We start from the raw sequence: 14731 nt of genomic DNA, 5'->3' as shown, positions 1-14731 counted from the left end.
TCTTGGCGTATGTCGGGTGCGACGGTAGACGATCGAGTTTCGACAGTCCCGTCGACGCGTGCGCGTCGACCCGCCGAGTCGCCGGGGTCTTGCGTCGAGCGGCCGCCACGGAACCGGCGGCCCGCTCGCGACCGCAACCACGGAGGTGTCGTGCGATGACCGACGGGAACGCGGTCCGGTCGCCATCGAGCACGGAGATACTGCTCGTCGGCGACGCGGACCGCCTCGCGCCGGCGCGCTCCACGCTCCAGGACGTCTTCGAGGAGGTGCAGTTACGCTTCCAGCGACGACCGAGCTCGGCGACGTCGTTCGTCCAGGCGGCCGGGCGACCGCCGGGCGACGAACTGGATTGCGTCGTCCTGGACGCGGCCGCAGTGGACGAGGACCCGGCCGCGCTCGTCCGGACGCTCGGGGATGCGTACGCGGACGCCCCGCTGTACGTCGTGGTGGACGACCCGGGGGCGTTCGGCGCGGAGGCGGCACTCGACGCGGGCGCGACCGACGTCGTCCGGCACCAGTTGACCAGTCGGTCGGTGTTCGGGCACCGCCTCCGGGACGCGCTCGGTCAGGACTCGCACGCCGCGAGCGCGGACACCGCATCGGACCGGCGCGCCGACGACGACGCCTTCGACGTGCCCGACGCGACCGAGGGGGAGAGGGAACCGACGGACGGTCACGGCGACGACCCACCCCGCGAGCGCGCGTCGAACACCTCGCGGCCGACCGCGCCGTCGGACGCGCCCCTCCGCGACGTCGACCGGACCCGCGACGTCGACCGGACCCGCGACGTCGACCGGACCCGCGACGTCGACCGGATCCGCGACGTCGAGAACGAACTCGTGCAAGCGGACTCGCGCGAAGCGATCGAACAGGCGCTCTGCGAGCACATCACCGAACTCGACGGCATGGCGTTCGCGTGGTTCGGCGCCGCGATCTCCGAGTACAGCGCCATCGCGCCGCGCGCGTGGGGTGGCGACGGCGAGTACCTCGGGCGCGTCTCCGTCGACCCGACCGAGAACGACGGGCCGACCGCGCCGCCAGCGGTCCGCACGCTCGTCTCCGGGAACACCACCGAGGTCCCGACGCTCGTCCCCGGAACGGCCGACGTGGAGGTCGGTGGCGAGTGGCGCGACGTCGCCGTCGAGTGCGGATTCCGGTCCGCGCTCAGCCTCCCGGTTGCGTTCGACGGCGTCCACCACGGGATTCTCACGGTGTACGGCGACGAACCCGGCGTCTTCCAGGACCACCAGGGGACGGTCGTCCGCGAACTCGCGACGACCGCCGCGTACGCGCTCGACACGCTCGAGGAACGCGAGGCGGGCGCGGAGACGTCGACGTTCGTCGCGGAGTTCCTCGCCACGACGCCGCGGACGTTCCTCCCGTCGCTCGCAGCGTCGACCGACGTCGAGGTCACGATCGACCAGCTCTACAAGAGCGAGAACCGAACACGCGCGTTCCTCTCGGTCCCGGACGGGCACGCGGCCGCGATCGAGCGGTTCGCGAACCGGCACAGTGCCGTGGTCGCCTCGCAGACGCTCCCCGCGGACGAGGAGCGCGTCGCGGTCGTCACGCGCGACCCGATCCTGGAGACGATCGCGAGCGAAGACGGGGCGCTCCGCGGGTTCGACGAGCGCGAGGACGGCGTGCACTTCACGGTCGAGCTGTCGACGGGGACGGACGTGGACCGCGTCCGGTCGCTCTTCGATTCCGCGGGCGACGACGTCTCCGTGCTCGCTCGCCGACACGTCGACGACAGCCGCGGGCACGAGGCCGGGTTCGCGGCCGGGCTGGAACGCCGGCTGTCAGCGACGGACTACGAGGCGCTTCGCACGGCGCACGCCGCCGGGTTCTTCGACGAGACCCGCCCGACAGGGATGGCCGCGGTCAGCGACCTCCTCGGGGAGACGACCCAGGAGACCGAGCGGCGAGTACGAAGCGCCGAAGCACGCGTGTTCGACGCGCTCTTCGACAGATGACCGCTGTCGTGACCCATTGCGGGGCGCGACGACGACCGGAGGGACCATGGACGATCTGAGTTCGGACGACCGGTACCCGGAGCCGTTCGGCTCGTGGCGCGACGACCCGACCCTCATCGACCTGTCCGGCCATGGGGACGACGGCGTGCCGCGAGTCCTGGAGCCGGGGACGCCGGCGCTCGTCTCCGAGGTCCACCTCGTCGGTGGGGACCTCGTCCTCAGTCCGACGATCAGGGCAGCGCCCGAGATGACGATCCGTCCGGACTACCAGACCGTCGTCGAGGACGGCGTGAAGATCCTGTTCTTCACGGTGACGGGCGACGACTACGCGTCGTTCGAGGACGCGTTGCTCGCGGACGACACCATCGGGGAGCCGACGCTCGTCGCCGAGGAGAACACGCATCGCGTGTACCGTGCGCGCGTCGCCCCGGCGACGAAGGCGGTGACGCCGACCACGGCGAAACTCGACATCTGGCTCGTGGACGCGAAGAGCGCGGACGGCGGCTGGCTCGTCCGCCTCCGCATCCCGAACCGCGACGCACTCCTCCGGTTCCGGGATCACTGCGGCGACGAGAACATCCAGTTCCACGTTCGCCGGCTGTCCACGCACTCCGCGGGCGACGAGCCGTTCGTCGGCCTCACGGAGACCCAGTTGAACACGCTCCAGACGGCGTTCGACGCGGGGTACTTCGACATCCCGCGTGGCGTCTCGCAGACGGAGCTCGCGGAGATGCTCGACATCTCCACGTCCGCGCTCTCCCAGCGGTTACGGAACGCGCTCGGACAGCTCATCGAGGGCACGGTCGCGGACGACGACCCGACGGAAGACCCTTGAGTCCCGGAAACCCGACGCGCTTCGACCGGTGAGGTCGCAGATTCCGGTGCGTGACGTGCTTCGACCGGTGACGTCGTCGAGTCGTGGTTCTCCGTTGCGTTGCGCGCGACGATTGCACTGCGTTTACGCACGACCGATTCCAGTTCAGGACCGTTCAGCACCGGCTCTTCGACGGGCGTTTCTCGCGGTGCCAGTGCCGACGTCGCCAGTTCCTCGCTCGGCTTCCAGTGCGCCGACGGCGGGCTCGTTCCGGCGATTAACGTCGGCGTTAGCGCGCCACGGCGCTTGCGGGACCGCAATCCGGACGTGGAACCATCCACGGGACGGCCCTTACCCGACCGATAAGTAAGGGCCTCGTCGGCGTAGCTCGCAGTAATGCCGACAGTCACCGCCATCATCCCCACGTACAACCGCGCGGACGCGCTTCCACGAGCGATCGAGAGCGTGCTCGCGCAGACCCACGACGACGTCGAAGCGGTCGTCGTCGACGACGCCTCCACGGACGACACGCAACTGATCCTCGAGCGGTACGCGGACGACGACCGCGTCCGGACGTTCACGCACCGCGAGAACAAGGGCGGGAACGCCGCGCGAAACACCGCGCTCGAGCACGCGACCGGCGACTACGTCGCGCTACTGGACTCCGACGACGAGTGGCACCCCGAGAAGGTCGAGCGCCAACTCGACCGGCTCGACGAACTCGGCGACGAGTACGTCGCCGCGTACTGCGACTGGGCGTACGAACTCGATGGCACCAGTGGGAGCGCGAAACAGGCGATATCGGGCGTGCTCTCGCACTTCCAGTCGAACGCCCCCGACGAGGGCGGAGCCGACGACCTCCTCGAACCGATCCTCGCGGACGACCTCCACACCGCGGCCGGGTCGACGCTCCTCGTCGAACGCGACGTCGCCGAGGCCGCTGGCGGGTTCGACGAGTCCCTCGACCGCTTCCAGGACACGGACTTCCTCATCCGCGTCGTCCTCGAAGGGAAGCTCGCGTACGCCGACGACGTCCTCATGACGCGGTTCGACACGGGGAGTCCCTCGGCAGATACGTACGCGGAGGCGAACGAGCAACTCCTCGAGAAGTACGACGACGAGATCGCGCCCCTCGTGACCGAGGGCGTTGACGTCCGCGGGCAGCGCGCGCTGTTCGTCGCGAAGCACTACCTCGCCGAGGGACGGTTCGGGCAGGGCTCGCGGCACCTCCGGAACGCGGCCGTCGCCGGCCCGCAACTCCCGGGACTGGCCGCGGTCGTCGCGTCCGGGCTCCGGCAGCGCCGTCGGACGACCGGCGTGCTCGTCGCCTCGACCGTCCTCCTGCTGGCGCTGCTCGTACTTGGAACCGCCACTGGAGGCGAGGAGTAGCATGCCGCGAGACGGGTCGCTCGCGGCGCTCCTCGACGCGCCCGCCGAGGTCTCGCGAGCGAGCGAAGCGAGTGCGCTCGCGGACGTCGCGGTCGCGTCGAAGGAACTGTTCGGCGTGTTCGCTGGTCGAGAGTCGTTCGACGCGCTCGCCGGCGACCGCCGGTTCGACCGCGTCGTCGAGGCGGCGGGCGTCACCGTCGGCGTGCGCTCGCCCGAGCTCGACGTCCCGAACCGGACCGCGGTCGCGACCGATGGCGAGGACGCGGTCGTCGTGTGGGGCGAGGCGTTCGCGCCCGACGCCCCACGGGGAACCGACCTCGCTGGCGTCGGGGACGAGACGCCGACCCCGGGCGAGCGCGGGAACGAGCACGCGCGCTGGCTCCTCGACGCCACGCGCGCCGTCGGCCCGGACGCGCTCGGGCACCTGAACGGCTCGTACCTCGCGGTCGTCGCCGTCGACGGTGACGCGTACGTCGCGACCGACCCGGCGCGCTCGTGGGACTGCCACTACACGGACGACCCCGGCGTGCGCGCGTTCGGGACGGACGCGACCGCAATCTCGCGTGCCGTCGTCGATCCGACGCCGGACGTCGACGCCGTCCGCGAGTTCCTCCACCTCGGGGTCGCCCTCGGCGAGAAGACGTTCCACGACGAGGTATCTCGCGCACCCATGGACGCGCTCGTCCGCGCCGACACCGTCGACGAGTTCGAGCGGTTCGTGCACGCAGACCCGGAGGAGAACGACGAGATGCGTCGGTTCGACCGGCCGCTCCGCGCCGGGACGACTGACGGCAGGAACGACGGCGGCGTCGACTGGGTCGGCGAACTCGCCGCGCGCCTCGAACGCGCGATCGCTCGTCGCTCGAACTACCCGGGGCGGGCCGGCGTCCTGCTGTCCGCGGGCTACGACTCGCGCGTCCTACTGTCGGCGCTCGACGACCTCGACGTCGCGTACACCGTCGGGCATCCGAAGGCCGACGAGACCGTGGGCGCGCGAGCGGTCGCCGAACAGTACGACGTCGAGCACGTCGCGTTCCAGCCCGACGAGCGCTACATCCGCCCCGTCGACGAGAAGGTCCGGTACGGACAGGGCGTCAAGGAGTCCCTGCACGTCCACCACGCCGGGTACGACGACCAGATGGACGTCGACACAATCTACCACGGCCTGCTCTGCGACACGTTCCTCACCGGGCACTTCCTCGCGCGCGACGGCGTGGACGCGTTCGGGAAGCGCCTGCCGCGAACGCGCCTCGACCCCGACCCGGACCCCGTGGACGCACTGCTGGGTACGTTCGGGTTCGTTCGCGAGGGCACGGACGCGATCGCCGAGCACGTCCCGGTCGCGAGCGACGACCCCGTCGGGTTCGTCCGCGACGCCGTCCGGGACGAACTGGACGCGGTCGCGCACCGCGCAGCGTGCGTTCAGGACCGCATCGACGCCGCCGGCATCCGGAACCAGCCGTCGATCCCGTTCCGCCGGCACCTCTACGACAACTACCGCGAGTCGTTCTTCGTGATGGACGCCGACCTCCTGGACTGGCATCTCGCCGCGCCCCCCGAAGCCAGGAACACGCGGACGTTCCTCGACGCGTGCCGTCGCATCGACGGGAACGTCCTCGACAACCGCCCGCCGGACCGTCCGTACGACAACCCCGTCCTGAACGAGGTCGAGGGGTTCGTCCGACGACTCACGCCGTTCGTCCGGTCGTTCGAGTCCGCGTGGCCCGACCGCCGCGAGCTCTACGCGCGAAACGACCTCGACGCCGAACTCTTCCCGGGCGACCCCGGCGTCCACGAACTCCCCGTCCGACACAAACTCCGCGTGCACGACGCCCGCCGCTGGACCACCCTCGGCACGCAGCAGGCGCCCACCGAGGCCAGCGACGCGCGCGAAGCCGGGTCCGCGGACTGAATCCGCTTCACGAACCGACGTCGTCTCGACGACGACCGAACCGGTCTCCCTTCTCGCCGCTCCCGAGAACGATACGTAACCGCATGCACCCCCTCGACGTTCGATGTCGCCCATGCACCCACTCGACGTTCGATGTCGCTCGTGCGCCCTTCGACGTTCGATGTCGCTCGTGCGCCCTTCGACGTTCGATGTGCTGCGTGCGTCGATTCGCGTCGATGCGATACTCGGCCGCGCGAGCGATGCGACTCTCGATGCACGACGAATCAGCGGCGAGAACGAAGCGGTCTCAGGCGAGCGCGGACTCGTAGACGTCCAGTAGGCGGTCGCCGAACTCCGCGTGCGAGACGACGCCCGCGGCGGTCGAGCGCGCGTTCGTCCGCGGGTGCTCGGCCGCCGCGAGCCGGTCGAGGCCGTCCGCGAGGTCCGGGTTCGCGTCCGAGACCACGCAGCCGGGCACGTCACCGACCACGTCCCGGACGAACCCGACGTCCGTCGAGACCACGGGGACGTTGCACGCCGCGGCCTCCTTCACCGTCATCGGCCCGGACTCGCGCTTCGAGGTGACGAGGAGGCAGTCGCTCGCGTTCATGTACGTCGGAACCTCGTCGTGGTCCACGCCGGAGAGCGGTCGGAGGTCGACGTCCGCGTCCGCGAGCTCGCAGACGCGCTCGGCGCGCGCGAAGTCCTTCTCCTCGCGCGTCGTGTCGTACGGGAAGAGTGCGATCGTCTCGCCCGTGGGCCACCCGACCTGCTCGCGCGCCGCGTCCCGGTTCATCGGCGCGAACAGGTCCGTGTCCACGCCGAACGGGACGTGCGTGTACGACGTCGAGAGCCCAGGTGCCATCGCACGACTCGGGAGGACGACCTCGTCCGCGGCTCGCGCGCTCGCTCGACTGAGCGCGCGCAGCCACCCGCGGTCGCTCATGAGGTCCGTCCCCCAGAGCGTCAGGACCGTCGGCGTCGTGACGTCCGCGAGCGCGTACGGCCCAACGAGCCCGTAGTTCGCGTGCACGAGGTCGTAGTCCTCGAGGGACTCCCCGAGGACGTCCGGGACGAACTGGAGGTAATCACTGGGCGTCCGCGGCTCGTCCGGCGCGTACGACCCCGGAACCGAGAGCGTCGTGCACTCGACCCCGCGGTCCTCGAGCTCGTCGACCTGTGCCTCGAAGAACGTGCGCGTACTCGTGATGAGTTGCAGGACCTTCATGCGTTGACTCGTGGGGGCGTCGACCGACGGGTCACGTCGGGGCCGCACGCTGCAGGCGCGACTCGGGCGCGGTCTCGCCCGTCACTTCCGCGACGATCACGTCCGTCACGTCGACCACGTCGTCGAGCAAGCGCTCGCGGCGCTCGGCCCACTTCGCGTCGTCGTACTCGCCGAGGATCGACTCCGCCTGCTCGATCGCGGCCTCGTGGCGGTCCGCGCCGTCGAAGTTGTACAGTAGTCCGTACGCTTCCTCGAGTTCGCGCGTGTACCCCATCGTGAGCGTGTTCACGTACACCGCGGGCGTCCCGAGGACCGCGCACTCCGCGGCCGTCGTCGCGCCCTCGCCGACGAACGCGTCAGCGTAGTAGAGGAGGTCGTGCATGCGTTCGGGCGCGACCGTCATCCGACGGTCCTGGTACTCGTCGGGCAGCGGCTCCTCGCTCGTGAACACGACCTCCGCGCCGGTCGCCTCCAGCCGGTCGAACACCTCCGTCACGTCCTCGAACCCGCCTTCGCCGACGTCGTGGCTCGCACCCCAGCCGTTGAAGCGCGCGACCACGAAGTCGTCGTCGGCATCGAGAGCGGCGTCGTCGAGCACGCTCGGGTCCGGCTCGAAACGCTCGGGGTGGAGGTACGCGAGCTCGTGCATCCCCGGGTACGTCGTCTGCGCGCTCCCCGCGTCGCCGTCGTAACACTCGGGCGTGACGACGCGGTCCGCGAACGGGTACGCGAGCGACTTGATGAGCGTCGCGTGCTCGGTGTCGTAGAACACGACGCTCTCCGCGCCGACGAGGCGCGCGACGTGAGCCGCCGCGACCCCACCGATCGCCGTGATGACGTCCGGCTGGATCGTCCGGGCGCGCGCCAACAGCCGCGCCTCGTACGTCGCCTGTACCTTCGCGAGCGACGCCAGCCCGTCGGACTCGCCCGCGAGCACTTCGTACTCGATGCCCGCCGCGTCCAGGATGTCGAGGTTCACGCCCATCCGGCGCGCGAACACGTGGACTTCGTGGCCCTGCGACTGGAGTTCGTCGATCGCGTGCTTGAAGAAATGCACGTGGCCGGGGTGCTGGATGGTGACGACGACCTTCACGCGTCGTCACCTCCGTGCTCGTTCTCCCTGCGATCCAGGACCATCCCGAACAGGAGGAAGGCGACGCCCTGGATCGCGACGAGCAACGACCCGTCGTCGTCGTCACCGTGGAGTTTCGTGACCACACCGGTGAGGACCGTGAGGACGCCGAGGCCGTAGAACATCGAGAGCGGGTGGAAGTCTCGCGCCACGTGGCGCTCCTTCAGTCGATAACAGAACCCTTCGAGGAGCGCGAAGGACGTCTGTGGCACGAACCCCGTCAGGGAGATCGTCGAGTTCTCGTCGCCGTACTCCGCGGGCATCGGGACGTCCTCGACGCGGACGCCCTCGACGTTCAACTGGACGAGGACGTCGTTCGTGTACTGGTGGTCGTCGCCGACCGCCGTCAGGTCGATCGCCGCCAGCGCGTCCCCGGAGATCGCAGTGTACCCGTTCTGGGAGTCCATCACGTTCCAGTGCCCGCTCGCGATCTTCGTGAGTATCGAGAGCAGCCAGTTCCCGACGAACCGGAACGTCGGCATCTCCTCGCGGTACTCGGCCTTCGCGAGCCGATTCCCTTTCGCGTACCCGGCGCGACCGGCGGCGACCGGCTCGACGAGGTCAGCCATGTCCGCGGGATCCATCTGGCCGTCCGCGTCCATCGTCACCGTCACGTCCATCCCGTCGTCCATCGCGCGACGATACCCGGTCTTGAGCGCGCCACCGGCACCCTGGTTCTCCTCGTGGCGGATCGGGACGACGTCCGGTGGGGCGGTTCCGCCGTCAGCGATCGACTCGACGGCCTGCGAGCGCTCCTCGCGGTCGTCGTCGGCCGCGCTCGCCCACGTCCGGTCGTCGTCGCTGGCGCCCGTTGCAGTCGTTCCGTCAGTTGCAGTCGATTCGGACGCGTTGTCCTCGTTCGTCGGTCGCATCGTCTCGTCGGTCCCGGCGGCGACGCGACAGATCTCCGCCCACGTATCGTCGGTCGAGTCGTCGTCGATCGCGTACACGCGGTCGACGTACGACGGCATCGACGCGAGCACGTCCGCGACCGTGTCGCCCTCGTCGTACGCTGGCACGACGACGGCGACGGTACAACCGTCGTACATCAGAGCACCTGATCCGTGATGTAGACCGCGTCGTCGTTCGCGACCGCCTCCGGCTCGACCGTGCCGGTGAGGTCGACGACGTACTGTTCGGTGCCGTCCTCCGAGACGAGGTCGGTCACGGAGACGTCTTCGGCCGCGTCCAGCGGACTGAACACGATGATAGCGTCGTAGCACTTCGTCGGCGCGGCGTCCGTGTTCCCGAGCGTCTCCGTCGCGGTGTTCGTGTCGTACCCGGTCACCTTGATGCCGCGTTCGCGGAGACTGCCGATCAGCGCCGTTACGGTTTCGAGCGACCCCATCGCGGAGTCCGTCTGCCGGAACCCGACAGTGAGTATCGAGGGGTCGTCGTCCGGCAGCCCCTCGTCGAGCATGCGCACGACGTGGTTCGTCGCCGATTCGCCGAATCGCCGGGAGACGTTCGGTATCTGGGCGTCCTGGTCGTTCCGTGAGAGTGATGTCATTGCTGGAAGGGGGTGCTGGGAACCGTCTGCGGTCCGCTCGAACCCACGCAACCAACCCCCATTATTATCTACCGGGTAAGTCCCGAAATCGACAGTCCCGGACTCTCTCGCGTACGATTAGTGGATTGGGACGGTGCTTACCTGGGCCGTAAGGAGAACTGATGGAGTCTATAAGAAAGAGGCGGGGGCGGGAATCCAGGGGTACGATGTACGTAGCCGTTCGGCGTGCCGTCCGCACAGCAACTCCCCCAGTTGAATCAGTTCTCGCTCGCTCGCGCGGAGGTGCGTGCGCGTGAGTCAAACCGTCCAGCAGCCAGACGTCGCCTCGAAGACGATCGGGGTCGTCGGCCTCGGATACGTCGGGCTGCCGCTCGCGGTCGCGTTCGACGACGCCGGCCTCGGCGTGGTCGGGTTCGACGTGTCGCGCGAGAAGGTCGACGCGCTCGACGCGGGCGAGGACCCCATCGAGGAGGTCGGCGACGACACCGTCGCGGCGAGCGACGCCGACTTCACGGCCGACCCGTCGACGCTCGTCGACTGTGACCTCGTCGTTCTCACCGTCCCGACGCCCGTCGACGACGTCGGCACGCCCGACTTCTCGTACATCGAGAGTGCGGGCGAGACGGTCGGCGAGCACATGGCGCCGGGGACGACGGTCGTTCTCGAATCGACCGTGTACCCGGGCGCGACCGAGGACGTGCTCGTGCCCGCGCTCGAGGCGGCGTCCGGGCTCGAACTCGGCGACGACTTCGGGGTCGGGTACTCGCCCGAGCGCGTGTCGCCGGGCGACTCGAAGCGCGGCCTCCGCGACGTCACGAAGATCGTGAGCGGCCACAGCGAGGACGCGCGCGAGGAGATTGCGGCCGTCTACGAGGCGGTCGTCGACGCGGGGATTCATCGCGTCGACGAGATCAAGACTGCGGAGGCGGCGAAGGCGATCGAGAACGTCCAGCGCGACATCAACATCGCGCTCGTGAACGAACTCGCGATCGCGTGCGACCACCTGGACGTGGACGCGGAGGCGGTGCTCGAGGCTGCGGGGACGAAGTGGAACTTCCACGACGAGTACCGGCCGGGGCTCGTCGGCGGGCACTGCATCCCCGTGGACCCGCACCTGTTCTCCTACGAGAGCGAGCGACAGGGGTTCGAACCGGACCTCATCGTGCAGGCTCGCGAGATCAACGAGTACATGCCGGCGCACGTCGCGGAGAAGGCGCGGAAGGCGATGAACGACGCGCGGACGGTCCCCGCGGAGACGGACCTGCTCGTGATGGGTGTCGCGTACAAGCCGAACGTCGGCGACATCCGGACGTCGAAGGTGAAGCCGATCGTCGAGGACCTCGCCGAGTACGGCGTCTCCATGACGGTCCACGACCCGTACGCGGCCGACGACGAGATCCGTGACGAGTTCGGCGTCGACGTCGTCTCCGACCCCGACCTCGAAGCGTACGATGGCGTCCTCTTCGGCGTCGGGCACGACGAGTTCCACTCGATCGAGGCTGCGGACCTCGTGAGCGCGCTGAATGGTTCCGGGTTCGTCGTGGACGTGCCTGGCGTGGTGGACGAGGACGCGGCGCACACCGCTGACCTAACCTATCGGAAACTTTGAGCGTTCAAAGGGTTTCGTATCGTTTTCCCTCCTGTTTCAGCTAGTTGTATCTGTTTCCATATGGATTGGAAAATCTTGCCTTCAGAGCCGAAATACTGGGTTTTAGCCGGTAATGGCTCGTTTATGCCCAGAATAGTCCCTCCCGAATCGTGGACGAACGCGATTATATAGCGAAACTGTTGGGATGGCTTTCGGGGTTTATTATCGCTCTCGCAAGTGTGTCGATAGAGACAATGAGTGACGTTGTAGACACCCCCGTGCACGAACTCGACGTTCCCGAAGAGATGCTCCCCGACGGTGAGGACGAGTTCAAGAAGGACGAGATGTTCCACCTCCTCCAGAACCGTCGCCGGCGTGACGTCCTCAGGTACCTCCGCGAGACCGAGGGCGCGGTCCGCATGCGCGACGTCGCAGAGCAGGTCGCCGCGTGGGAGAACGACACCACAGTCCAGCAGCTCTCCTCGGACGAACGCCAGCGCGTCTACATCGGGCTCTACCAGACGCACCTCCCATCGCTCGACGACGAAGGCGTCATCGACTACAACCAGGACCGCGGGTACGTGGAACCCCAGCCGCTCCTCGAGGAACTCGTCCCGTACCTCGACGACCCCGAGGACGCCGACGAGGAGGAGGAGGAGACGGCGGGCGACGCCGACACCGAACGCGACTGGCACCAGTACTACTCCGCGGTCGCCGCCCTCGGCGTCGCCTCCTTCGTCGGCGCCCAGACCGGCGTCCTCGCGGTTTCCAGCGAACTCCTCCTCGCCAGCATGATCGCCCTCCTCGTGCTGGTCGTCGGCGCGAACGCCACCAGTACCAGCGAGCGTTTCGCTGACGGCACCGACGCGGCAGAGTGACCACGATGGAGGCGCAACCGTCCCCGAACGACGAGCGACCGGTGTGGACGCGCGACGCCGTCCGTCGCGCGTTCGCGCTCGCGCTCGTCGTGGTCGTCGGGGTCGCAAGCGCCACCCCCGCTGCGGTGGCCGCAGCCACCCCACAGGACCCGACTCGAACCGCAACGGTCGGGTCGCCCTCGACGCTCGCCGGCACCACCGGCGAGACGACGACGGTGAACCAGTCCACGGCAGCGGTCGAGTCCACGACAGCGAACGGGACGACGGCAGCGACACCGACGATCTCGCGGGTGTCGTTCAGCGGACCCGCGGTCGTCGACTACAACGGTAGCTTCCAGCGGTTGCTCTGGGCGGACGCGAACCATACCGCGACGGTGTCCATCGACACGCCGACGACCGCCCGCGACGACCGCGTCGTCGTGTGTCTCGAACGCGAGAAAGCGTCCGATGAGACGACGACGCAGTCGAACGCCGTCTGCCAGAACGCGACCCTCAGCGGGAACGCGACCACGGTCGCGTTGTCCTCGAACGGCTGGCCGTTCAATCGCACCGGCAAGCAGCCGCTCACCGTCACGCTCCGGAACGACTCCGCAGTCCTCGATCGGACGGAGATGACGGTCGTCGTCGTCGGGAAGCAGGCGGACCTCGACGATGACTCGCTCTCGAACCAGCGCGAGGTGAAGGCCGGGACGAACATGACGGTCTCTGACACCGACGGCGACTCGCTCAGCGACGGCGCCGAGGTGAAGAAGCACGGGACGAACCCGCTCGAGACCGACACCGACGAGGACGGTGCGCGCGACGCACGCGAGGTATCGGTCGGGACCGACCCCACTGACCCCGATACCGACGGCGACGGCATCAGCGACGGCGAGGAACTCGACAAGGGCATGAACCCGCTGACCGTCGACTCGGACGAGGACGGGCTCGCTGACCCGAACGAACTCCGTCTCGGCACGGACCCGACGAACGCGGACACGGACGACGACGGCCTCTCGGACTTCCAGGAGCTCGTGAACGGCACGGACCCGACGCTCGCGGACACGGACGACGACGGTCTGACGGACGCGACGGAACTCGAGGTCGGGACGGACCCGACGGCGTTGGACTCGGACGGTGACTTCCTCGCGGACGGCTTCGAGCGACGGCTCGGGACGAATCCGTCGGACCCGCTGTCGCCGTTCGGGTTCCTGCTCGCGTTCGGCGTCGTCGCGCTGTTCGGTGCGCGGTACGCGTCGCCTCGGATCGACGAGGAAGCGATCCGGGCGCGCCTCGGCTGGCTGGATTCGAACGGCGACCGGAACGTCGACGACGCACCTGCCGGGGACGCGACCCCGACGGCAAGCACGACCGACGCAGGGTCCAACGCGTCGTCGACGGAGCCCGTCCACGACGTTCCGCGACCGGACGCGTCGCCGGACGAGACGACGCCGCCGGTGATGACGGACCAGGAGCGCGTGAAGCAACTCCTCCACGAGCACGGCGGTCGACTCCAGCAGACGACGGTCATCGAGGAGACCGACTGGTCGAAGTCGAAGGTCAGTCGCCTCCTCTCGAAGATGGAGGACGACGGCCAGCTCCGGAAGATCAGCGTCGGCCGTGAGAACCTCATCGCGTACCCAGAGGACGAGAGCGAGGATTCCGCGTCTCCGAGACCCTGAACGCTCGGGGTCGCGTCGCCCGCCTCGTGGGAGACGCCGTTCGAAGGACCGACTCGCCTTCTCGATGCACGACCTCCGACCACACTGGTTCTGGCTCCCTCGTCGATCCGCGCCGGTAGCCACGCACCCGCTCGTCGCCACCGCCACTCGTTCGCGGAACGAACCCGAATCGGCCGAGGGGAATCCAACGCGAGCCACGGAGCCCGGGCACCGCGGTCGCGGAATCCACCCCGTCCGTGAGGATTGGCCGACTCGGTCCGAACCCAGCCGGTCCGTGAGGATTGGTCGAACCGGTCCGAATCCACCCCGTCCGGGTTGGGTCTGTGGGGTGGATGCGAACGCGCGGGCGTCGACGGCGACGGCTGACGCGTCGGCCGCGGCTGTCGGACGCCCGTCATCGGCGCTCCACCGGTTCCCGAAGTTCCCACCGACGGAACCGCGGGTCCGCCGAGTTCACCCCACCCTCAACGCACCACGGGTGGGGGTCGTAGGCGGGCGCCAGCGCGTCTCGCTCGCCCGCGTCCCGGACGAGGGAGGAACCGAGTCAGCGCCTGCGACGCTCGATGAACGATTTGAACGGACCGCTACAACGGAACCCGTGCTCCGGAACGATTCGATGCGGAGCGCGCTCGAACCGCCGAATCCCTTACCGCTCTATTAACAA

11 protein-coding genes are annotated in these 14731 nt (G+C 68.9%); 7 read left to right on the top strand and 4 right to left on the bottom strand.

The window, feature by feature from the left end; genetic code table 11:
• Positions 1-155: 155 nt before the first annotated feature.
• The 4 genes from VYJ16_RS21245 to VYJ16_RS21230 all read left to right on the top strand — a co-directional run bounded on the left by VYJ16_RS21245 (position 156) and on the right by VYJ16_RS21230 (position 6091).
• Positions 156-1976 (top strand): bacterio-opsin activator domain-containing protein, encoded by a 1821-nt coding sequence (locus VYJ16_RS21245; RefSeq protein ID WP_336352322.1) that lies wholly within the window; start codon positions 156-158, stop codon positions 1974-1976.
• 46 nt (positions 1977-2022) lie between these two features.
• Positions 2023-2811, top strand: a complete 789-nt coding sequence (locus VYJ16_RS21240; RefSeq protein ID WP_336352321.1) for a helix-turn-helix domain-containing protein — start codon at positions 2023-2025, stop codon at positions 2809-2811.
• Between the two features lie 375 nt (positions 2812-3186).
• Positions 3187-4179 carry a glycosyltransferase family 2 protein gene (locus tag VYJ16_RS21235; protein WP_336352320.1) on the top strand — a complete coding sequence of 331 codons (993 nt, stop codon included), beginning with the start codon at positions 3187-3189 and terminating at the stop codon, positions 4177-4179.
• A 1-nt stretch (position 4180) separates the two neighbouring features.
• Positions 4181-6091: an asparagine synthase-related protein gene (locus VYJ16_RS21230; RefSeq protein WP_336352319.1), complete on the top strand. Its 1911-nt coding sequence runs from the start codon at positions 4181-4183 to the stop codon at positions 6089-6091.
• A 286-nt stretch (positions 6092-6377) separates the two neighbouring features.
• Here VYJ16_RS21230 and VYJ16_RS21225 read toward each other — a convergent pair whose 3' ends face one another.
• Genes VYJ16_RS21225 through VYJ16_RS21210 form a run of 4 tightly spaced genes read right to left on the bottom strand, consistent with a single transcriptional unit; the run spans position 6378 to position 9940 of the window.
• Complete coding sequence (locus VYJ16_RS21225) at positions 6378-7298, bottom strand: glycosyltransferase (RefSeq protein ID WP_336352318.1); 921 nt, start codon at positions 7296-7298, stop codon at positions 6378-6380.
• Between the two features lie 31 nt (positions 7299-7329).
• Positions 7330-8391 (bottom strand): DUF354 domain-containing protein, encoded by a 1062-nt coding sequence (locus VYJ16_RS21220; RefSeq protein WP_336352317.1) that lies wholly within the window; start codon positions 8389-8391, stop codon positions 7330-7332.
• Positions 8388-9479 (bottom strand): glycosyltransferase family 2 protein, encoded by a 1092-nt coding sequence (locus VYJ16_RS21215; RefSeq protein ID WP_336352316.1) that lies wholly within the window; start codon positions 9477-9479, stop codon positions 8388-8390. Before VYJ16_RS21215 ends, VYJ16_RS21220 begins: the two co-directional genes overlap by 4 nt.
• Entirely contained in the window at positions 9479-9940 is a 462-nt protein-coding gene (locus VYJ16_RS21210; protein ID WP_336352315.1) for a hypothetical protein, read from the bottom strand. The genes VYJ16_RS21215 and VYJ16_RS21210 overlap by 1 nt, the downstream gene beginning before the upstream one ends.
• 292 nt (positions 9941-10232) lie before the next feature.
• On the opposite strand from VYJ16_RS21210, the gene VYJ16_RS21205 reads away from it, so the two are divergent.
• The 3 genes from VYJ16_RS21205 to VYJ16_RS21195 all read left to right on the top strand — a co-directional run bounded on the left by VYJ16_RS21205 (position 10233) and on the right by VYJ16_RS21195 (position 14067).
• Entirely contained in the window at positions 10233-11549 is a 1317-nt protein-coding gene (locus tag VYJ16_RS21205; protein ID WP_336352314.1) for a nucleotide sugar dehydrogenase, read from the top strand.
• A 233-nt stretch (positions 11550-11782) separates the two neighbouring features.
• Positions 11783-12406, top strand: coding sequence for a DUF7344 domain-containing protein (locus VYJ16_RS21200; RefSeq protein ID WP_379762946.1), 624 nt, complete (start codon positions 11783-11785; stop codon positions 12404-12406).
• Between the two features lie 5 nt (positions 12407-12411).
• A complete protein-coding gene (locus VYJ16_RS21195) occupies positions 12412-14067 on the top strand; it encodes a helix-turn-helix transcriptional regulator (RefSeq protein ID WP_336352313.1) in 1656 nt (551 codons plus the stop codon).
• The last annotated feature ends 664 nt before the right edge of the window (positions 14068-14731 follow it).

It is taken from the genome of Halorubellus litoreus, from assembly GCF_037081675.1.
GTDB classification, from domain to species: Archaea; Halobacteriota; Halobacteria; order Halobacteriales; family Natrialbaceae; genus Halorubellus; species Halorubellus litoreus.
This window is presented reverse-complemented; position numbering and strand designations above follow the sequence as displayed.

Excerpts from the sequence above, each read along its gene's own strand:
- VYJ16_RS21235 (WP_336352320.1), top strand. The coding sequence starts at position 3,187 with ATGCCGACAGTCACCGCCATCATCCCCACGTACAACCGCGCGGACGCG.
- VYJ16_RS21230 (WP_336352319.1), top strand. The coding sequence starts at position 4,181 with ATGCCGCGAGACGGGTCGCTCGCGGCGCTCCTCGACGCGCCCGCCGAG.
- VYJ16_RS21225 (WP_336352318.1), bottom strand. The coding sequence starts at position 7,298 with ATGAAGGTCCTGCAACTCATCACGAGTACGCGCACGTTCTTCGAGGCA.
- VYJ16_RS21210 (WP_336352315.1), bottom strand. The coding sequence starts at position 9,940 with ATGACATCACTCTCACGGAACGACCAGGACGCCCAGATACCGAACGTC.
- VYJ16_RS21200 (WP_379762946.1), top strand. The coding sequence starts at position 11,783 with ATGAGTGACGTTGTAGACACCCCCGTGCACGAACTCGACGTTCCCGAA.
- VYJ16_RS21195 (WP_336352313.1), top strand. The coding sequence starts at position 12,412 with ATGGAGGCGCAACCGTCCCCGAACGACGAGCGACCGGTGTGGACGCGC.
- VYJ16_RS21240 (WP_336352321.1), top strand. The coding sequence starts at position 2,023 with ATGGACGATCTGAGTTCGGACGACCGGTACCCGGAGCCGTTCGGCTCG.
- VYJ16_RS21245 (WP_336352322.1), top strand. The coding sequence starts at position 156 with ATGACCGACGGGAACGCGGTCCGGTCGCCATCGAGCACGGAGATACTG.
- VYJ16_RS21215 (WP_336352316.1), bottom strand. The coding sequence starts at position 9,479 with ATGTACGACGGTTGTACCGTCGCCGTCGTCGTGCCAGCGTACGACGAG.